The organism is Halodesulfurarchaeum formicicum (genome assembly GCF_001886955.1).
In the GTDB taxonomy this organism is placed as follows: Archaea; Halobacteriota; Halobacteria; order Halobacteriales; family Halobacteriaceae; genus Halodesulfurarchaeum; species Halodesulfurarchaeum formicicum.
Map to the genome: position 1 here is coordinate 73,692 of NZ_CP016804.1, position 15,827 is coordinate 89,518.

At 65.9% G+C, this 15,827-nt stretch carries 17 protein-coding genes and 1 pseudogene; 12 read left to right on the forward strand and 6 right to left on the reverse strand.

What is annotated here, in order from left to right:
* The first annotated feature begins 85 nt into the window (after window positions 1-85).
* Window positions 86-1,435, forward strand: a complete 1,350-nt coding sequence (locus HSR6_RS00340) for a hemolysin family protein (protein WP_071932494.1) — start codon at window positions 86-88, stop codon at window positions 1,433-1,435.
* Here HSR6_RS00340 and HSR6_RS00345 read toward each other — a convergent pair whose 3' ends face one another.
* Both HSR6_RS00345 and HSR6_RS00350 read right to left on the reverse strand, forming a co-directional pair.
* Window positions 1,436-2,605: an inorganic phosphate transporter gene (locus HSR6_RS00345; protein WP_071932495.1), complete on the reverse strand. Its 1,170-nt coding sequence runs from the start codon at window positions 2,603-2,605 to the stop codon at window positions 1,436-1,438.
* A gap of 45 nt (window positions 2,606-2,650) precedes the next feature.
* Complete coding sequence (locus HSR6_RS00350) at window positions 2,651-3,349, reverse strand: DUF5828 family protein (RefSeq protein WP_071932496.1); 699 nt, start codon at window positions 3,347-3,349, stop codon at window positions 2,651-2,653.
* Between the two features lie 87 nt (window positions 3,350-3,436).
* On the opposite strand from HSR6_RS00350, the gene upp reads away from it, so the two are divergent.
* The gene (upp, locus tag HSR6_RS00355; protein WP_071932497.1) at window positions 3,437-4,114 is read left to right on the forward strand and encodes a uracil phosphoribosyltransferase; all 678 of its coding nucleotides are present in this window, start codon (window positions 3,437-3,439) and stop codon (window positions 4,112-4,114) included.
* Window positions 4,115-4,164: 50 nt separating this feature from the next.
* Window positions 4,165-4,377 (forward strand): DUF7569 family protein, encoded by a 213-nt coding sequence (locus HSR6_RS00360; protein WP_071932498.1) that lies wholly within the window; start codon window positions 4,165-4,167, stop codon window positions 4,375-4,377.
* Here HSR6_RS00360 and HSR6_RS00365 read toward each other — a convergent pair.
* From HSR6_RS00365 to hisA, 4 genes are read right to left on the reverse strand one after another with little or no spacing between them, the layout of a single operon-like run.
* Window positions 4,374-4,985, reverse strand: coding sequence for an IMPACT family protein (locus HSR6_RS00365; RefSeq protein ID WP_071932499.1), 612 nt, complete (start codon window positions 4,983-4,985; stop codon window positions 4,374-4,376). The genes HSR6_RS00360 and HSR6_RS00365 overlap by 4 nt on opposite strands.
* Window positions 4,986-5,026: 41 nt before the next feature.
* On the reverse strand, window positions 5,027-5,530 hold the full coding sequence (locus HSR6_RS00370) for an amino acid-binding protein (protein WP_071932500.1): 504 nt from the start codon (window positions 5,528-5,530) through the stop codon (window positions 5,027-5,029).
* A 6-nt stretch (window positions 5,531-5,536) separates the two neighbouring features.
* On the reverse strand, window positions 5,537-6,124 hold the full coding sequence (hisB, locus tag HSR6_RS00375) for an imidazoleglycerol-phosphate dehydratase HisB (protein WP_071932501.1): 588 nt from the start codon (window positions 6,122-6,124) through the stop codon (window positions 5,537-5,539).
* A 56-nt stretch (window positions 6,125-6,180) separates the two neighbouring features.
* Window positions 6,181-6,906 carry a 1-(5-phosphoribosyl)-5-[(5-phosphoribosylamino)methylideneamino]imidazole-4-carboxamide isomerase gene (gene hisA, locus HSR6_RS00380; RefSeq protein WP_071932502.1) on the reverse strand — a complete coding sequence of 242 codons (726 nt, stop codon included), beginning with the start codon at window positions 6,904-6,906 and terminating at the stop codon, window positions 6,181-6,183.
* Window positions 6,907-7,066: 160 nt separating this feature from the next.
* On the opposite strand from hisA, the gene fer reads away from it, so the two are divergent.
* The 9 genes and pseudogenes from fer to HSR6_RS00420 all read left to right on the forward strand — a co-directional run bounded on the left by fer (window position 7,067) and on the right by HSR6_RS00420 (window position 15,810).
* Window positions 7,067-7,456: a ferredoxin Fer gene (gene fer, locus HSR6_RS00385; RefSeq protein ID WP_070364072.1), complete on the forward strand. Its 390-nt coding sequence runs from the start codon at window positions 7,067-7,069 to the stop codon at window positions 7,454-7,456.
* A 120-nt stretch (window positions 7,457-7,576) separates the two neighbouring features.
* Window positions 7,577-8,563, forward strand: coding sequence for a prepilin peptidase (locus tag HSR6_RS00390; protein ID WP_071932503.1), 987 nt, complete (start codon window positions 7,577-7,579; stop codon window positions 8,561-8,563).
* Between the two features lie 43 nt (window positions 8,564-8,606).
* Window positions 8,607-8,972 carry a phosphoribosyl-AMP cyclohydrolase gene (gene hisI / locus HSR6_RS00395; protein WP_071932504.1) on the forward strand — a complete coding sequence of 122 codons (366 nt, stop codon included), beginning with the start codon at window positions 8,607-8,609 and terminating at the stop codon, window positions 8,970-8,972.
* Complete coding sequence (locus HSR6_RS00400) at window positions 8,959-10,098, forward strand: DUF7118 family protein (RefSeq protein ID WP_071932505.1); 1,140 nt, start codon at window positions 8,959-8,961, stop codon at window positions 10,096-10,098. The genes hisI and HSR6_RS00400 overlap by 14 nt, the downstream gene beginning before the upstream one ends.
* A 40-nt stretch (window positions 10,099-10,138) precedes the next feature.
* Window positions 10,139-12,865, forward strand: a pseudogene (locus HSR6_RS11180) (helix-turn-helix domain-containing protein); the annotation flags it as partial.
* Window positions 12,842-14,287 carry a hypothetical protein gene (locus HSR6_RS11440; protein ID WP_449271677.1) on the forward strand — a complete coding sequence of 482 codons (1,446 nt, stop codon included), beginning with the start codon at window positions 12,842-12,844 and terminating at the stop codon, window positions 14,285-14,287. The pseudogene HSR6_RS11180 and the gene HSR6_RS11440, both read left to right, overlap by 24 nt.
* A 43-nt stretch (window positions 14,288-14,330) precedes the next feature.
* Window positions 14,331-14,609 (forward strand): DUF7854 family protein, encoded by a 279-nt coding sequence (locus HSR6_RS00410; protein WP_071932507.1) that lies wholly within the window; start codon window positions 14,331-14,333, stop codon window positions 14,607-14,609.
* 38 nt (window positions 14,610-14,647) lie between these two features.
* The gene (locus HSR6_RS00415; RefSeq protein ID WP_071932508.1) at window positions 14,648-14,986 is read left to right on the forward strand and encodes a DUF7855 family protein; all 339 of its coding nucleotides are present in this window, start codon (window positions 14,648-14,650) and stop codon (window positions 14,984-14,986) included.
* Window positions 14,983-15,810 carry a DUF7856 family protein gene (locus HSR6_RS00420; RefSeq protein WP_071932509.1) on the forward strand — a complete coding sequence of 276 codons (828 nt, stop codon included), beginning with the start codon at window positions 14,983-14,985 and terminating at the stop codon, window positions 15,808-15,810. The genes HSR6_RS00415 and HSR6_RS00420 overlap by 4 nt, the downstream gene beginning before the upstream one ends.
* Window positions 15,811-15,827 lie beyond the last annotated feature (17 nt).

Consider the following 15,827-nt stretch of genomic DNA (forward strand, 5'->3'; position numbering starts at 1 on the left):
GGCGGGGAAAACCTTGCCGAGTCCGGCCAATCGATCCGGGGGTGAAGAAATGCTTTAGGGGCCGCGCCCGGAATCTCGGGTGTTGATGGGTATACTTCCCGCTGCAATCGATGGGATCGGCGCCGGCTCGCCGGGGCTCTGGGTCTGGCTCGGCTTCGCCTCGATCCTCCTGCTCGTGGCACTCTCCGGCTTTTTCTCCTCCTCGGAGATCGCGATGTTCTCGCTGGCTCGCCACCGCATCGAGGCGCTTTACGAGGAGGGTGTCCCGAACGCGGCGACGGTGATGGACCTCAAGGAGGACCCCCACCGGCTCCTGGTGACCATCCTCGTCGGGAACAACCTGGTGAACATCGCGATGTCCTCCATCGCGACGGCCCTGTTCGGGGTCTTTCTCACCCAGGGCCAGGCCGTCTTCGCCGCGACCTTCGGGATCACGGCACTGGTGTTGCTGTTCGGCGAGATCGCGCCGAAGTCCTACGCCGTCGAACACACCGAAGAGTGGTCCTTGCGAGTCTCCCGGCCGCTCGCGCTCACCGAACGCCTGCTCTATCCGCTGGTGGTGCTCTTCGATTACCTCTCCCGGGTCGTCATCAAGGTCACGGGCGGGCACGCGGCCATCGAGTCCTCCTACGTGACCCGCGACGAGATCCAGAACCTCATCAAGACCGGCGAGCGCGAGGGAGTGATCGAGACCGACGAGCGCGAGATGCTCCAGCGTATCTTCCGCTTCGACCAGACCATCGCCAAGGAGGTCATGACCCCGCGACTGGACGTGACTGCGGTCGATGCCGACGACCCGATCGAGACGGCGATTCAGACCTGCACCCAGAGCGGCCACGAGCGGGTCCCGGTCTACGAGTCGGACCTGGACACCGTGCTGGGGATCGTCCAGCTGCGGGATCTGGTTCGTGAGTACCTTTACAGCGAGAACGGCGAGGCGACACTGCGCGATCTCATCCAGCCGACCCTGCATGTCCCCGAGTCCAAGAACGTCGACGAACTCCTCCAGGAGATGCAAGAAGAGCGAGTGGGCATGGTCATCGTCATCGACGAGTTCGGGACGACAGAGGGCCTGATCACCACCGAGGACATCATCGAGGAGATCACCGGCGAGATCCTCGAAGGCGAGGAGGAGCGCCCGATCGACCGCGTGGACGAGCAGACCGTGCTCGTCAGAGGCGAGGTCAACATCGAGGAAGTCAACGAGGCCCTGGCCATCGACCTCCCGGAAGGCGAGGAGTTCGAGACCATCGCCGGCTTCATCTTCAACCGGGCGGGCCGGCTGGTCGAGGAGGGCGAGGTCTTCACCTACGAGAACATCGAGTTACGGGCCGAGCAGGTCGAGGACACCCGGATCATGAAAGCCCGGGTGACCAGACACGAGGGCGACGACGCGCTTCCCGACGCGGAGCGCCCGAACGTCGAGGAACTCTGATCAGAACAGCAGGGAGACGAGCCTGAACCCGCCATAACCCACGACGATCGCCAGCACGAGCGAGCCGACCCAGGCGAGGACCGTATACCCCATTTTCGCCGCACTCACCCCCTCCCGGCCCTCCACGGCCAGGCCGCTGCCCATAATCGCGCTGACGACGATCTCGTTGAACGAGACTGGCACGCCCAGCAGGACCGCCGTCTGGGCCAGCACGAAGGAGGGGATCAGCGCCGCGATGGAGCGTCGCGGGCCCAGCGAGGAGTAGTCCTGGGCGATGGCCTTGATCATCCGCGGCGCACCGGTCCAGGAGCCCACGAGCAACCCGAGCCCGCCACCCACCAGCACCATCGAGAGCGGGATTGAATCGCCCAGCAGTGGGATGAGCGGGCCGACGGCCAGCCCGACCTGGCTCCCCCCGGCCGAGAACGCGACCAGCCCGCCCATGGCGACCAGGAAGTGTCGCATGCCGGCGATCGGGTGTTTTCCCACGTCCCACCGAAGGACCAGGGCCACGAGGAGCCCCAGGCCGACGGTCGCCAGGCCGACGCCGGCCGAGCCGAACTCACCGAGTCCGGCGATGCTCTCGGCGATCGACTGGCCCCCGTCGCCCCCGAGGATGTCAAAACGAATGTTCGCGACGACGACCCCCACGAGCGCGCCGAGGGCCGGCACCGTCAGCTGATCACGATCGACCGACCGGAGAAGTCTCGCGGTCGCGAACGCGACCCCACCACCGACGAAGGGGACGGCGGCCCAGAGTCCGACGATCTCGTAGTAGGCCGCCCAGGCGGGCGCACCGCCCAGCGCGAGGCCGACCCCGACCACGGCTCCCGTGACGGTAAACGCCGTCGCGATCGGATAGCCCAGGAACACGCCCGCCGCCACCAGCGTGGCGGCGATGGCGAGCACGGTCACCACGGCAGCCGGTGTCAGTGTGACGCCCTGAATCAATCCCGTTCCGACCGTCTCGGAGACGTTTGCGCCCTGGAGGGCTGCGCCGGCAAAGCCCAGAATCCCGACGAGGAACCCGGCCCGCATCACCGAGATGGCGTTTGCTCCGACTGCCGGGGCGAAGGGCGTGGAGCCGCTCGATCCGGCCCCGATAGCCCACGCCATGAAGAGACTCGCCAGCGAGGCGACCGCGAGGGTCAGGAGGGCGCCGCCACTCATTACGTTCGGATGGACGGGGCCGCGATAAGTGCTTGGCGGCTCGGCTCAGGTCGTATGCGAGTCCGGTGCCGTGTCGTCCGGGGTCTCTGTCCCCTCGGGAGTCTCGACGCCTTCGACTGCTTCGGCGATCTCTGTTGCTTTCTCGGTGTCCACGTGCCAGCGATCCAGGTCCTCGAAGGACTCCAGGTGCTCCCGGACCTCGTCTTTGAGCGTCTCGTCGTTCACGTTGACCTCGAAGACGAACTCCTCCTGGGAGCGCACCCGCTGGATGTTCGCGCTGATCAGGTCGTTGTCGAAGTAGTAGGGGGCGACCTGGGTCATCACGCGCTCGTAGACGGTGCTCTCGACCTTCCGGAGAGCCTTGCGACTGGCGGTGTCGGCCGCCCGGGCGACGTAATCGAGGGTGTCCTGCCACTTCTCGACCGCGCCGTCGGTGTCGTTCTCCTCGATCTTCTCGTAGGACTCGGTGAGGTGTTCGCCCGCGGACTGGAGGTCATCGTCGGCGGATTTGCCTTTGGCCTCTCCCTTCCCTTCGCCCACGCTCGCCTGGTCGGCGGTTTTCGCCGAGACGTCCTCCTCGATCTGCTCGTGGATCTTGGGCCGCCACTTGACCCAGTCCTCGAACGCGTCGGGGTATTTCTCGGTGGCCGAGGCCTCTCGGAGGGCGGTGGTGATTCGTTCGCCGTGTTCGACGATCTCACCCCAGGTTCCACGTTGTTTGAAACCCGAGATGCTCTCTTCCATTATGCCCCGTAACCCAGCGGCGAGTAAACACTTTTCCCCTTCCCCGGGATCGGTAGCGCTAACCCGCCGCCGCGATTTCACCCGTGCATGCCGATTCGGGAACAGGAACACGGCGCGCTCATCGACCACGCACTCGCGACCCACACCCTCTCGCGGCTGCGGTCGGTCGAGACCGAACAGATCGGGTTCCGAAAGGGGCTGGTGAAACTGGGCCGTATCTGTGGCTACGAGATCATCGACGGCGCGATGGACACCGAGTACGTCGAGATCGAGACACCACTGACCGACACGATGGGCCAGCAGGTCGGCGGCCTCGATGACGTGGTCATCATCAACGTCCTCCGGGCGGCGACGCCCTTCGTCGAGGGGCTGCTCAAGGCGTTCCCCTCCGCGCGTCAGGGAGTCATCAGCGCCGGCCGGAACGAGGGTGCCGGGATGACCGAGGACGGCACCTTCCCGATCGACGTGGATTACGTGAAGCTTCCGGACATCTCCCCCGAGGATACGGTCATCGTCGCCGACCCGATGCTCGCGACGGGGTCGACGGCGACGACGGTACTTTCGCGGGTCGCCGAGGACGCCCCCGACGAGGCCGAGGTCATGCTGCTCGCCGCCGTGAGTGCGCCGGAGGGCGTCTGTCGCGTGGAGGACGAATTCCCCGATGTTTCCGTGCTCACCGTCGCGGTCGACGATCATCTCGACGAGGACGGCTACATCGTCCCCGGGCTGGGGGACGCCGGCGATCGAGCGTTCGGGACGGCCTGACCGGACGACACGAAACAAGCTATATGTCTCTCGCGGTCGGGACTTCGAGCATGACAGACGCCGATCGCTGTGACGCGTGTGGGGAGCCGGTCACCGATGCGCTGGCCCGAACTGTTCGGCTGACGGTCGACCGCTCCCAGATCGACTCCCAGCGACTGTGTCCGGAGTGTTTCGCGGCGTGGATCGACCGCTACGAGACGGAGATGCAACACGAGGCCGCCTCGACGGTCGTCTCCGAGGACGACGAACTCATCGTCGACTAGTCCGTGATGTCGGCCCGGCCGCTCGTGGCGCTTTGGAGTCGGTCTTTGAGCCCCGCGACCTCATCAACTGGCACGGTCACCCTGAACGAGACCGTCTCCTCGTAGTCGGCGTCGAACTCCACGTCGGCGGACTCAAGAATCCCTCGCACCGTGCCCGAATCGTCGTAGACGACCTCCACGTCGAAGGTCGCTTCGGGCCGCCGCTCGGTGATGCCTGCATCCTCCACGGCCTCTTTCACGCCACGTCCGTAGGCTCTCGCCAGGCCGCCGATTCCCAGGTTGGTCCCACCGTAGTAGCGGGCCACGACGGCCACCACGTTCTCCAACTCCTGCTGGACGAGGACGTTTAGCGCCGGTTTACCGGCCGAGCCGGTCGGCTCGTGACTGTCACTCTGGTACTCACGGAGGATGTAGCCCGAGCCCGAATCGACCCGCACCCGGTAGGCCGGGATGATCGTCGCGCCGGAGAACTCGGCCCGCACCTCCTCGATGTACGCTTCGGCGGCGTCTTTGGATCGAACGGGAGCGACGTGGCCGGTGAACTCCGAGCCCCGGACCTCGAAGTACGCGCGGCCGACTTCGGCCACGGTGCGATAGGTGTCGGCCATCGTCCTGAATCGTCGGTCGACCGCCTTCGGGGTTGCGGTTCTCAGGCGATCTCGACCGACCGAACGAACTCCAGGTCGGTGAGCGCCGTCAGCACGTCGCCGGGGACCTGCTCCTCGGTGATGATGTGGAGACGCGGTTCGTCGGTGAAATCCGGATCCTCGCTGACGGCCTGCCGGATGGTGATGTCGTGCTCGGCGAGCAGGTTGGTCACTGCCCCGATAATGCCGGACTCCCCGGCGGAGCGGACCGAGATCGTCAGGACGGTCAGGTCCAAAAGCGGGGCGAGATCCATCAGGCTCGGGATCTGGGAGATGTTACGGAAGATGCGTTCGAGTTCCGGATCCTCGAGGATCGCGTCAGTCGTGGAGTCGACGACCCGACGATCGACGCCGGCCTCCTCGGCGACCTGGGTGTTGGGGATCTCGATGGAGCCCGAGACGACCCGGCCCGCCTCGTTGACGGAGAACCCGCGTTCGAGCAGGAGTTTGACCACGGCCTGCTGCCCGGGACTCCCCTCGAACTTCTCCATGATGGCCTTGAACATCGACGATCACAGGGTCCCTTTCGTGCTCGGGGTCCCGCCCCGGCGGTCGTCCAGTCGTGTCGCGTCGTCCAGGGCCCGACCCACGCCTTTGAACAGCGCTTCGATCTCGTGGTGGGCGTTTTCGCCCTGGAACTCGACCTGGAGGGTGAGCCCCGCGTTCTCGGCCAGCGAGCGGAAGAAGTGGGTCGCCAGGACGCTCGTGAACTCGTTCACCCGCTCCTGGGAGAACTCGCCCTCGGCGCTGAAAAACGGGCGGCCGCTCACGTCCAGGACGACGGACGCACTCGCTTCGTCCATGGGAACCCGGCGATCCGCGAAGCGCTCGATGGCCCGGCGCTCGCCGAGTGCCTCGTCGATGGCCTGCCCGAGGACCACGCCGACGTCCTCGACGGTGTGGTGCTCGTCGACCCCGAGATCCCCGTCACACCGCACGGTCAGGTCGAAGTAGCCGTGGGTGCCAAAGGCCGTGAGCATGTGATCGAGAAAGCCCACGCCGGTGTCAACCGTCGTCTCGCCGGTCCCGTCGAGGTCGATCGTGACCGAGACGTCCGTCTCTGCGGTCTCCCGGGTTCGGGCCGCGTGCCGTTCGCTCATGGCTCAACTCTGCCGCGGGACGCATATGACCGTTGTGCTCACGCCACCGGGGTGTCTCAATTCACGGCGGCCTGGGCCTCGGCCAGCGTGAACGCGCCTTCGTAGAGGGCCGTACCGACGACGACCGCAGCGGCCCCGGCTTCCTGCAGTGCGTTGATGTCCTCGACGGTCGCGACGCCGCCGCTGGCGATTACCGGCACGTCCACGGCCTCGACGAGGGCTGCAACCGGTTCGGTGCGCACGCCCGCCTGTTTCCCCTCCACATCCACGTCGGTGAAGAGGATGCCCGCCGCTCCCATCTCCGCGTAGCGACTCGCGGCTTCGACCGGCGTGAGCCCGGTCCCTTCGGTCCAGCCGGAGACGACGACTTCGCCCTCCTTTGCATCCAGGCTGACCAGCACGCTCTCCGGGTGGGTCTCGCTCACCGCTTCGACCAGCTCCGGATTCTCCAGGGCGGCCGTGCCCATGATGACCCGTTTGACCCCCGCATCGAGGAGCGCTCTGGCGTCCTCGGCCGTCCGGATGCCCCCGCCCAGCTGGACGGGGACCGTGACGGCGTCGAGGATCGCGTCGATCGCCGCGGCGTTCTGTCGCTCGCCCTCGAAGGCCCCGTCGAGGTCGACCAGGTGGAGCGTTTCCGCGCCCGCCTCGACCCACCGGGTCGCGGCCGTGACTGGATCGCCGTAGCTCGTCTCCGTGCCGCGTTCGCCCTGGACGAGTTGTACCACCTCGCCGTCTTTGAGATCGACCGCCGGGATCACCTCGAAGGATTCGAAGGCCATTGCATCGCGGCTATGACGGTTTCCCTTTTGAAGGTGCTGGCTGTCCGCGTCGTGAGGCGGGCTAATCGCCAGCCAGTGGCAGTTTGGCCCCGTTTGCCTTTCGGCACGAAACTGGGGTGATGGAAACGACTATCACGTTGGCCTGTGAACAGGTCCTCTGATGCCCACGGTAGAATACATCAACTACGAGGTACTCGACGATCAGGGCTGGGATCTCGAAGACGGCGACCTCTTCGAGAAGGCTGCCGACGCGGGACTGGACGACCAGGACTATGGCACACTCGACGTCGGTGAGGGCGAGTATATCCTGGAGGCCGCCGAGGCCGCGGGGTACGACTGGCCGTTCTCCTGCCGGGCCGGTGCCTGTGCGAACTGTGCGGGTGTCGTGAAGGAGGGCGACATCGAGATGGACATGCAGCAGATCCTCTCCGACGAGGAGATGGAGGAGGAGAACGTCCGCCTGACATGCATCGGCTCGCCCGCGACGGACGAGGTCCAGCTGGTCTACAACGCCAAGCACCTGGACTTCCTCCAGGACCGCGTCATCTGATCGGGTCGGCCCAACGTTCCCGTTGTTTTTTCGCACTCGTGAGCAGCCGCTCTGGAAACGCCCACTCGGGAGCAACCGCTCTAGAAACCTTCAAACCGCGGGCGGGCCCAGTCCCGACTCGTGGACGCCACCGTCCCCGACCTGCTTCGGCTGCTCGCCGTCCCCGTCTTTGCCTGGGCTGGGATTCAGGACCTCAGGACCCGCCGGGTACCGAATCGGACCTGGCTGCCCCTCGTGGGCCTCGGTGTGCTGCTCGTCGGCTGGGACCTCCTGGTGCTGGGCCCAGGAACCCCCGGATTCGGCCTCTATCTGCTTCGAGTCGGGCTCAGCGTGGGGCTGGTCGGGGGGCTCGCACTCGGCTTCTGGATCATCGGTGGCTTTGGCGGGGCCGACGCGAAGGCGTTTCTGACCCTCGCCGTTCTCTTCCCGACCTACCCGGCCTACGAGGCGTTTGGTCTCACACTTCCCGTCGTCGAGACCACGATCGGGGTCTTCTCGCTCACGGTGCTGACGAACGCCGTCCTGATCGGGGCCGCCTACCCGCTCGCACTCGCAGTCTCGAATCTCCGGGGTGGAACGCTCTCCCCACTCTCCCTGGTCGCCCGGGAAGTCTCCGTCGCGAGTTTGCCGGCCAGACACGGCACCCTGCTCGACACTGACGGCGGCTTCACTCGCTCGGGGCTGGATCTGGACGCCCTGCGGATGTATCTCCGATGGCGACGGATCGACCTGGCGACACTGCGTACCACGCCGGAACTCGTCGATCCTGCGACGCTTCCCGAGGAGCCCGGTGACCCGACGGACGGGGCTGTTGGGGTAGGAACGGCGGCGACCGACCCCTCGCTTCCGTGTGCTAGTGAGACGACCGAGGAATCGGCGGACCGCTGGGGCGCGGAAGCCTTCCTCGACGCCCTCGACGGTTCGGCCTACGGGACCAGCCCCGCGGATCTCCGGGCGGGCCTCGATCGAATCGTGGCAGCGGACCGGGTCTGGGTCTCGCCGGGAATTCCCTTCATCGTCCCGACGGTTTTGGGTCTGGTCCTCGCGCTCATCGCCGGGGACCTGCTGTTCTGGGTGCTCGAATTGCTCGGCCTGGCCGGTCCCTGACCCCGGACGAAACGGCTATCCGGCGGCCACCCGTTCTCTGGGTATGGATTCCTTCGAGGTCGAACTCGACTTCGATTCCGGGCTGATCCCCGTCATCACCCAGGACGTCGAAACTGAGGAGGTGCTCATGTTTGCCTACGCCACCCGCGAGGCCGTCGAGCAGACCGTCGAGACGGGGCGGGCACACTACTACTCTCGCAGCCGAGACGAACTCTGGGAGAAGGGACAAAGCTCCGGGCACACCCAGTCGGTCGAAGAGATCCGGGTGGACTGTGACGCCGACACCCTCCTCTACCGCGTCGAACAGGAGGGTGGGGCCTGTCACACGGGCCATCGCTCCTGTTTCTACCGCACCCTCGACGGAACTGACGTGGGCGAGGTCGTCTTCGACCCCGATGACGTCTACTGACGACCCGATGACTGTGCCGGATCTGGTCGCGGACCTCAAAGCGGCCCGCGAGGCGCTCGCTCAGGCCGAGGCGCAGGTGGCGGAAATTGGGGAGTCCCGGCTCCGGCGGCTCGAATCGGCCCACGAGGAGTTCACCACGCTGCTCTCGACCTACGAGGACCGGGCCACTGGCTCGGGGGACTTCCAGGCCTTCGTCGAGTTCCAGGACGAACTGGCTCACTTTCTGGATGATTACCCCGAGGACCTGCCCGAGCGCGAAACGTTCGAGGCGATCGACGAGACCCTCCAGAAGCGCCGCCTGACCGACGCGGATTTCGAGTGGGCCCGTGATCGACTCGGCCCGGTCGAGGATCTGTTGGACCGCCTGACCGAGCGTCACGAGGCCGAGCAACGCGTCCAAACCCTGGCGGGAGAGATACGAACGGCCATTCGCGAGACTCGGGCACGCATCGATCGCCTTGAGACGGTCAAACGGTTGGGCACTGCTGACCTCGACGCCCCGGTCGAGGACCTTCGCGATCCGATCGAGCGGTACAACGAGTCGGTTCGTGCTGCGATTCAGCGGGCCCGGTCCGAAATGCCGGCCCGGCAGGTTCTCTCGATCCTGGAGACGGCCGAGCGCTTCCCGCTGCTGTCGGTTCCCGCGCCGCCCGCGGAACTTCACTCGTATCTCGAATCGGCCGCCGTCGGGACCGAGACGATTCCGACGCTGCTGGAGTACGCCGATTACTCCCAGTCGAAACTCGCCCACTACGTCGACGCGCCGGCGACGTTTGCCCGGGTGGTCGGTGGCAACCGGACCTATCTGGACACCCTCGATGCGACGCCCTTCGAGATCGAGTGGCCGCCGCCCGCGGCCGACCACCTTCGATTCCGCGGGCGGGAACTCGTCTCGGTCCTGAACCGGTTCGACGCGAGGGACTCGATCGCCGCGCTCAGGGACGTCCTCGACCTCGCTCGCGGGGAGCCTGCCCGATACGCGTCGCTCAGGAAGACCGCTCGCGCGCGGACGGAACTCACCGAATCCGAACGCCGACAGGTCGCGGACGGTACGATCGAGGCGGAACTGGAAGCCGCTCGCGACCGGTTGGCGGCCCTGGAGACCGCCCTCGAGGCCGACCGGTAGTACGAACCTTCTTATTCGGGTGGAGAATATTGGACTTCGAATGGCCTCGGCCCGGGATCAGGAACTCACGGACAGATTCGAGACGTTCTACCGGCAGCACGAGAGCGACGCGATCGCCGATCTGGCGCGGAAGTACCCCCGCGAGAACAAGTCCCTGGAGATCGACTGGCAGGACCTGTTTCGGTTCGATCCGGACTTCGCGGAGGACGTCATTAACTCGCCGCGCACCCTGCTGGACGCCGCGGAGGAGGCGCTGGGTCGCTATGACTTGCCGGTCGACAAGGACCTCTCGGGCGCACACGTCCGGGTCGTCAACCTCCCGGAGGCGACGGAGATCCGGGCGATCCGGGCTGAACATCTGGGCACGCTCGTCTCGGTGCAGGGCATCGTTCGCAAGGCGACGAGTGTCAAACCCAAGATCGAGCGGGCCGCCTTCGAGTGTCTCCGCTGTGGCACGATCACCGTCGTCCCGCAGGCTGATGGCGACTTCCAGGACCCCTACCAGTGTGACGGCTGCGAGCGTGAGGGTCCCTTCCAGTTTCTCACCGATCACGGCGAGACCGAGTTCGTCGACGCCCAGAAGCTTCGTATCCAGGAGAGTCCCGAGGGGCTGGCCGGCGGCGAGACACCCGAGAGCATCGACATGCACATCGAGGACGACATCACCGGGGAGGTCAGCCCCGGGGACCACGTCACCGCGACCGGCATCCTCCGTCTGGACGACAGCGACATGGAGTCGACGGACAGCCGGGTCTTCGACATGTACCTGGAGGGCGTGGACGTGGTCGTCGAGGACGAGGAGTTCGAGGAGATGGAGATCTCCGATGCCGAACGCGAGGAGATCATTCGGCTCTCCGAGCAGCCGGACATCTACGAACAGCTCGTGGACTCGGTCGCCCCGACCATCTACGGGTTCGACGTGGCGAAACTCGCGATCGGGCTCCAGCTGTTCTCCGGCGTGACAAAACACCTCCCCGACGGCGCGCGGATTCGCGGGGACGTGCACATTTTGCTGGTCGGGGACCCTGGCACTGGGAAGTGCGTGCGGGGCGATACGACCGTCACGCTCGCCGACGGAACCAGGCGGAACATCCGCGACCTGGTGGAATCGAATCTGGAGGACCCCCAGCCAGTCGACGATGGCGTGTTCGCCCGGACTGATATTCCAGTCCTCTCCATGACCGAGGAGGGCTCGATCGAACCGGCCAGCGCCACCAAAGTCTGGAAGCGCGAGGCCCCAGAGACGATGTACCGGGTCACGCTCTCGGATGGCTCCGAACTAGAGATCACGCCCTCGCACCCGCTTTTCACCCTCGACAGTGGGTCACCTGCGGCAGTCACCGGCGAGGAACTGTCCGAAGGAGCGTTCGTCGCGGTTCCTCGAGACACAGATCGAGAGACGGATGTAATCCCCAATGTGAGCGAGGAACTCACCCGAATTCGAACGGCCCTGGCACTCTCTCAATCGGAGTGTGGGATTCCCCGAACAACCTTCCAGCACTACGAACGGGGCGACCGGAACCCGGGTCGTGAGTCGCTTCGCACGGTGCTCAAAACGTTCGAATCGCGGCTTGCCGACCTCCGGGCAGCAGCCCAGTCACTGGATGGGGCCGACTGGGATCAGGTGGAGCAGATCCGACAGGATCTCGGCCTCTCTCAGGCCGCGCTGGCCGACGAAATCGGTGTGGGTCAGACCACCGTTTCGCTGTACACTCGGGGCGAAGCGGTGCCGGACGGCGGTCGGGTCCAGGACGCACGCGAGGTGCTTCAGGAGCGTCTCGAAACCGCGCTCTCGGTGAGTGATTCGGTTCGGGCCCTCTCACAGCTCGTCGAGGGTGATCTGGCGTGGGCGGAGATCACCGACATCGAGGCGGTCGAGCCGAGCGAGGAGTGGGTCTACGACCTGGAAGTCGAGGGCACACACTCCTATCTCTCGAACAACGTCCTCTCGCACAACTCGCAGATATTACAATATATCCGACATATCGCCCCACGATCAGTGTACACCTCGGGGAAGGGAAGTTCTTCGGCCGGGCTGACGGCGGCGGCAGTGCGAGACGACTTCGGCGAGGGCCAGCAGTGGTCCCTCGAAGCGGGGGCGCTGGTGCTCGCGGACAAGGGCATCGCGGCGGTGGACGAACTCGACAAGATGGCCTGCGTGACCGGGGATACGCTGGTTTCACTCGGGGACGGCGAACTCGAACGCATCGGCGAACTCTCTCGGGAAGCAGCAGCCGAGGGGTCCATCGAAGAGCTGGAGAACGGCCGGAGGATCCGGTACGTTCCGGACCTCTCGGTGCGGACGATGACCGAAGACGGTTCGATCGAAAAGCGGCCAGTCACGGCGATCCACGAGTACGACGCGCCGAGCGAGCTCTGTGAAGTCCGACTCGAATCCGGCGAATCGTTGATAGCGACGCCGGATCATCCGTTCTTCGTCTTTGAGGCGGGTGAGCGAAAAATTCGGGAGGCAGCCGAACTCGACGCCGGAACGGCTGTTTTCGTCCCACAAGCTTCGACAGTAGCTTCCGACGGCGGTGCTCGCACTCTCACGAATCCGACCGCTGAAACAGATCTACCTCTCCGCTCCGACGTTGAACTTGCGACAGTCAAGTCAGTAAGAGTCCGCCCCCGGGCCGATTTCCCTGAAACGCCTCAGCATGTCTATGATCTCACCGTTGAGGGAACCCACAATTTCGTCGCCAACGGGATGGTCGTTCACAACTCGGACGATCGCTCGGCGATGCACGAAGCGCTGGAACAGCAGTCCTATCACCCGGATACGGAGATTCTGCTCGCCGACGGTCGGCGCGTCGAAATCGGCGATTTCGTCGACGAGCAGATGGCCGCTCGAGAGGACGAAATCGTGGACGGTGTCGACTGTGAAATCCTCCCAGTCGACGATCTTTCGGTCCACTCGACAGACATTGAGGAAGGTGAGACGACCAAACTGCCTGTTGATCGGGTTAGCAGACACGAAGCACCTGACGAATTCGTCCGCGTGACGTTCTCGAACGGTCGCGACGTTCTGGTCACCCCGGAGCATCCGATGTTCGTGGCCGAAGACGGGTCCATTGAGACCGTAGAGGCTGCACAGTTGGAGGCGGGATCGCCAGTTCCAGCACCCGTCGATTGGCCTTCCAGTGATCGTGAGGCTATGGTGGCAGCAGACGGTGGCGGGGAGTTGCCTGCAGGATTCAATTACCACCAGATTTCAAACGTCGAAACCGTTCCCAACGAGGGCGAACACGCCACTGATTGGGTCTACGACGTGACCGTCGAACCGACGAACACGTTCGTCAGCAACGGTGTCATTCTCCACAATTCCATTTCGATCTCGAAGGCCGGCATCAACGCTACCCTGAAATCGCGGTGCTCGCTTCTGGGGGCCGCAAACCCCGAACTCGGGCGCTTTGACCGCTACGAGACCCCGGCCGAGCAGATCGACCTGGAGCCGGCGTTGATCTCCCGCTTTGACCTGATCTTCACCGTCACCGACGACCCGGACGAGGAGAAGGACGCGAATCTCGCCGAGCACATCCTCAACACCAACTACGCGGGCGAGTTGAACACCCACCGGACGAAGGTCAACGCCTCGAACGTTTCCGAAGCGGAGGTCGCGGGCGCAACCGAATCCGTCGCGCCGGCGATCGAACCGGAGCTCATGCGGAAGTACATCGCCTACGCCCGTTCGACGTGCTTCCCGACGATGACCGAGGAGGCGGAGGAACGCATCCGGGAGTTCTACGTCAACCTTCGCTCCCAGGGGACCGGCGAGGACTCCCCGGTGCCGGTCACGGCCCGCAAACTGGAGGCGATCGTGCGACTGGCCGAGGCCTCCGCCCGGGTGCGACTCTCCGACACCGTCGAACTGGAGGACGCCGACCGCTCGCTTGAGATCGTCGAGAAGACCCTCAAGGAGATCGGGATGGACCCCGAGACCGGCCAGTACGACGCCGACGTGATCGAGACCGGCCAGTCCAAATCCCAGCGGGATCGCATCCGGACGATCAGAGAGCTCATCGCGGACATCGAGGCCGACTTCGACGAGGGCGCGCCGATCGACGAGGTGCTGGCCCGCGCGGAGGAGGTCGACATGGACCGCTCGAAGGCCGAACACGAGATCGAGAAGCTCAAACAGAAAGGCGAGGTCTACGAGCCGACGAACGAACACCTCCGGACCACCTGAGCTGAATCCGAACCCTCATTGGATCGCCGGCCGACGGACCGCTATGGATCGCATCGCGGCACTTCGGACCGTCGAGGAGGCCCTGGCGGCCTTCGAGCAGGGCGAGATCGACCTCGACACGATGGAAGCCCGGGTCCAGGGCACGCTGCGCACCTACGCCACCGAGTTCGACGACGGCCGCCTGGGAGCCTATCGAGCGACCGGCGAGCAGGCCGCCGAGGGACTTATCGTCGTCGCCGAAACCCCGACGGAGGCCCGGGAGCGAGTCCTGGAACTCCTGGCCCCCGACGAGCCCGACTTCGAGGTCGAGCCCGTGGACTGATCGAATCCCTTTTTTGCCAGACGGCACCGGGTTGAGCTGTGTTGTTGGTCATCGCCTATTCGTCGGCCGCCCGCCAGCAACTCCGGAACACCGAGCGGGCGTTCGAAGACGTCTTTCACCGCCGTTTCGGTCGCGTGGGGCTGCTCGCGGAGACGGAACTGGGGGCACTGCTGGCGTTGCGACTCTGGGAACGACACGGCCCGGACGTGCAACTGGCCCGAACCGAGCCGCTCAACGAGTTCAGCGACGTCCCGGAGCCGGTTCGAAACGCGGCGGCTGCCTACGCCGATCGGGACTCGCCGCAGACGCCGTACGCGAAGTTCGCCGCCGGGACGGAACACCCGCCGCTCGAGCGGCTTCGCGATCGCGAGCTATGAGGGTCCGCGTGGCCGGCGACGAGCGAGTCGGCCAGGCGGTTGATTTGCGGTCGGCAGCCGTCGAACCCGGCCAGCTCTCGGCAGCCCTGGCGGATCCGAGCGCCGAGTGGATCGACGCCCCAGCCCCGACACCGCCCCACGACGCCGTCGGACTGCTGCAGCCAGGGATGGAGTTGGACCTGCGGACGGCACTGGCGGCTGCCGGTCGCTCGCTGGGACTGGTCGCGCCCCAGGCCGCGGAAATCGCCCGACTCGACCGAGAGATCGCGGCGATCGAGCCAGACTCGCCCGATCTCCGGGCCGCCCGCCATCGGGCAGCCGAAGCCGGGGCCGACGTGGCCGCGCTGGAGGAGCAAGTGGCCCGGACGAGTGGCCGGCTGGCCGCCCGTCGCGAGGCCGATCTCCCGACGGAGGCAGTCCAGGCGAAACTGGACGACCTCACCCGAAAACTCACCGAGGCCGAGACCGAGCAGATCGCGGCTCAGGAGGCCCTTGAACGGGCCGAGGCGGCGGCCCAGGCGGCCCGAGACGCCAGAGCCAGACGCTTATCGCTGGTCGACCGGCGGGAGAACCGGCGGCGCGAAGCCCGGGCCTGGTTTCTCGACGCGCTCGCCGAGCCGTTCGAGCGGGCCCTGGCGAGCCTGCCCGGGGACGCGGCGCCGACACCGCCAGCCAGCTTTGACGGCCCAACGCTCACCGGCGCGCTGGCCGTCGCCCGCATCGCCGACCTCTCGACGCCGGTCGTGCTGGTCGACGGCCCCTTCGAGACCGCCGTCGAGGCGCGGGCGGCACTCGACGCCCCGGTCGTGCTGGCGAGCGTTTAAATCCGACCACCCGCCCA

Coding starts and splice junctions, on each gene's coding strand:
- HSR6_RS00340 (WP_071932494.1), top strand. CDS start 86: ATGGGTATACTTCCCGCTGCAATCGATGGGATCGGCGCCGGCTCGCCG.
- HSR6_RS00345 (WP_071932495.1), bottom strand. CDS start 2,605: ATGAGTGGCGGCGCCCTCCTGACCCTCGCGGTCGCCTCGCTGGCGAGT.
- HSR6_RS00350 (WP_071932496.1), bottom strand. CDS start 3,349: ATGGAAGAGAGCATCTCGGGTTTCAAACAACGTGGAACCTGGGGTGAG.
- upp (WP_071932497.1), top strand. CDS start 3,437: ATGCCGATTCGGGAACAGGAACACGGCGCGCTCATCGACCACGCACTC.
- HSR6_RS00360 (WP_071932498.1), top strand. CDS start 4,165: ATGACAGACGCCGATCGCTGTGACGCGTGTGGGGAGCCGGTCACCGAT.
- HSR6_RS00365 (WP_071932499.1), bottom strand. CDS start 4,985: ATGGCCGACACCTATCGCACCGTGGCCGAAGTCGGCCGCGCGTACTTC.
- HSR6_RS00370 (WP_071932500.1), bottom strand. CDS start 5,530: ATGTTCAAGGCCATCATGGAGAAGTTCGAGGGGAGTCCCGGGCAGCAG.
- hisB (WP_071932501.1), bottom strand. CDS start 6,124: ATGAGCGAACGGCACGCGGCCCGAACCCGGGAGACCGCAGAGACGGAC.
- hisA (WP_071932502.1), bottom strand. CDS start 6,906: ATGGCCTTCGAATCCTTCGAGGTGATCCCGGCGGTCGATCTCAAAGAC.
- fer (WP_070364072.1), top strand. CDS start 7,067: ATGCCCACGGTAGAATACATCAACTACGAGGTACTCGACGATCAGGGC.
- hisI (WP_071932504.1), top strand. CDS start 8,607: ATGGATTCCTTCGAGGTCGAACTCGACTTCGATTCCGGGCTGATCCCC.
- HSR6_RS00400 (WP_071932505.1), top strand. CDS start 8,959: ATGACGTCTACTGACGACCCGATGACTGTGCCGGATCTGGTCGCGGAC.
- HSR6_RS11440 (WP_449271677.1), top strand. CDS start 12,842: ATGCACGAAGCGCTGGAACAGCAGTCCTATCACCCGGATACGGAGATT.
- HSR6_RS00410 (WP_071932507.1), top strand. CDS start 14,331: ATGGATCGCATCGCGGCACTTCGGACCGTCGAGGAGGCCCTGGCGGCC.
- HSR6_RS00420 (WP_071932509.1), top strand. CDS start 14,983: ATGAGGGTCCGCGTGGCCGGCGACGAGCGAGTCGGCCAGGCGGTTGAT.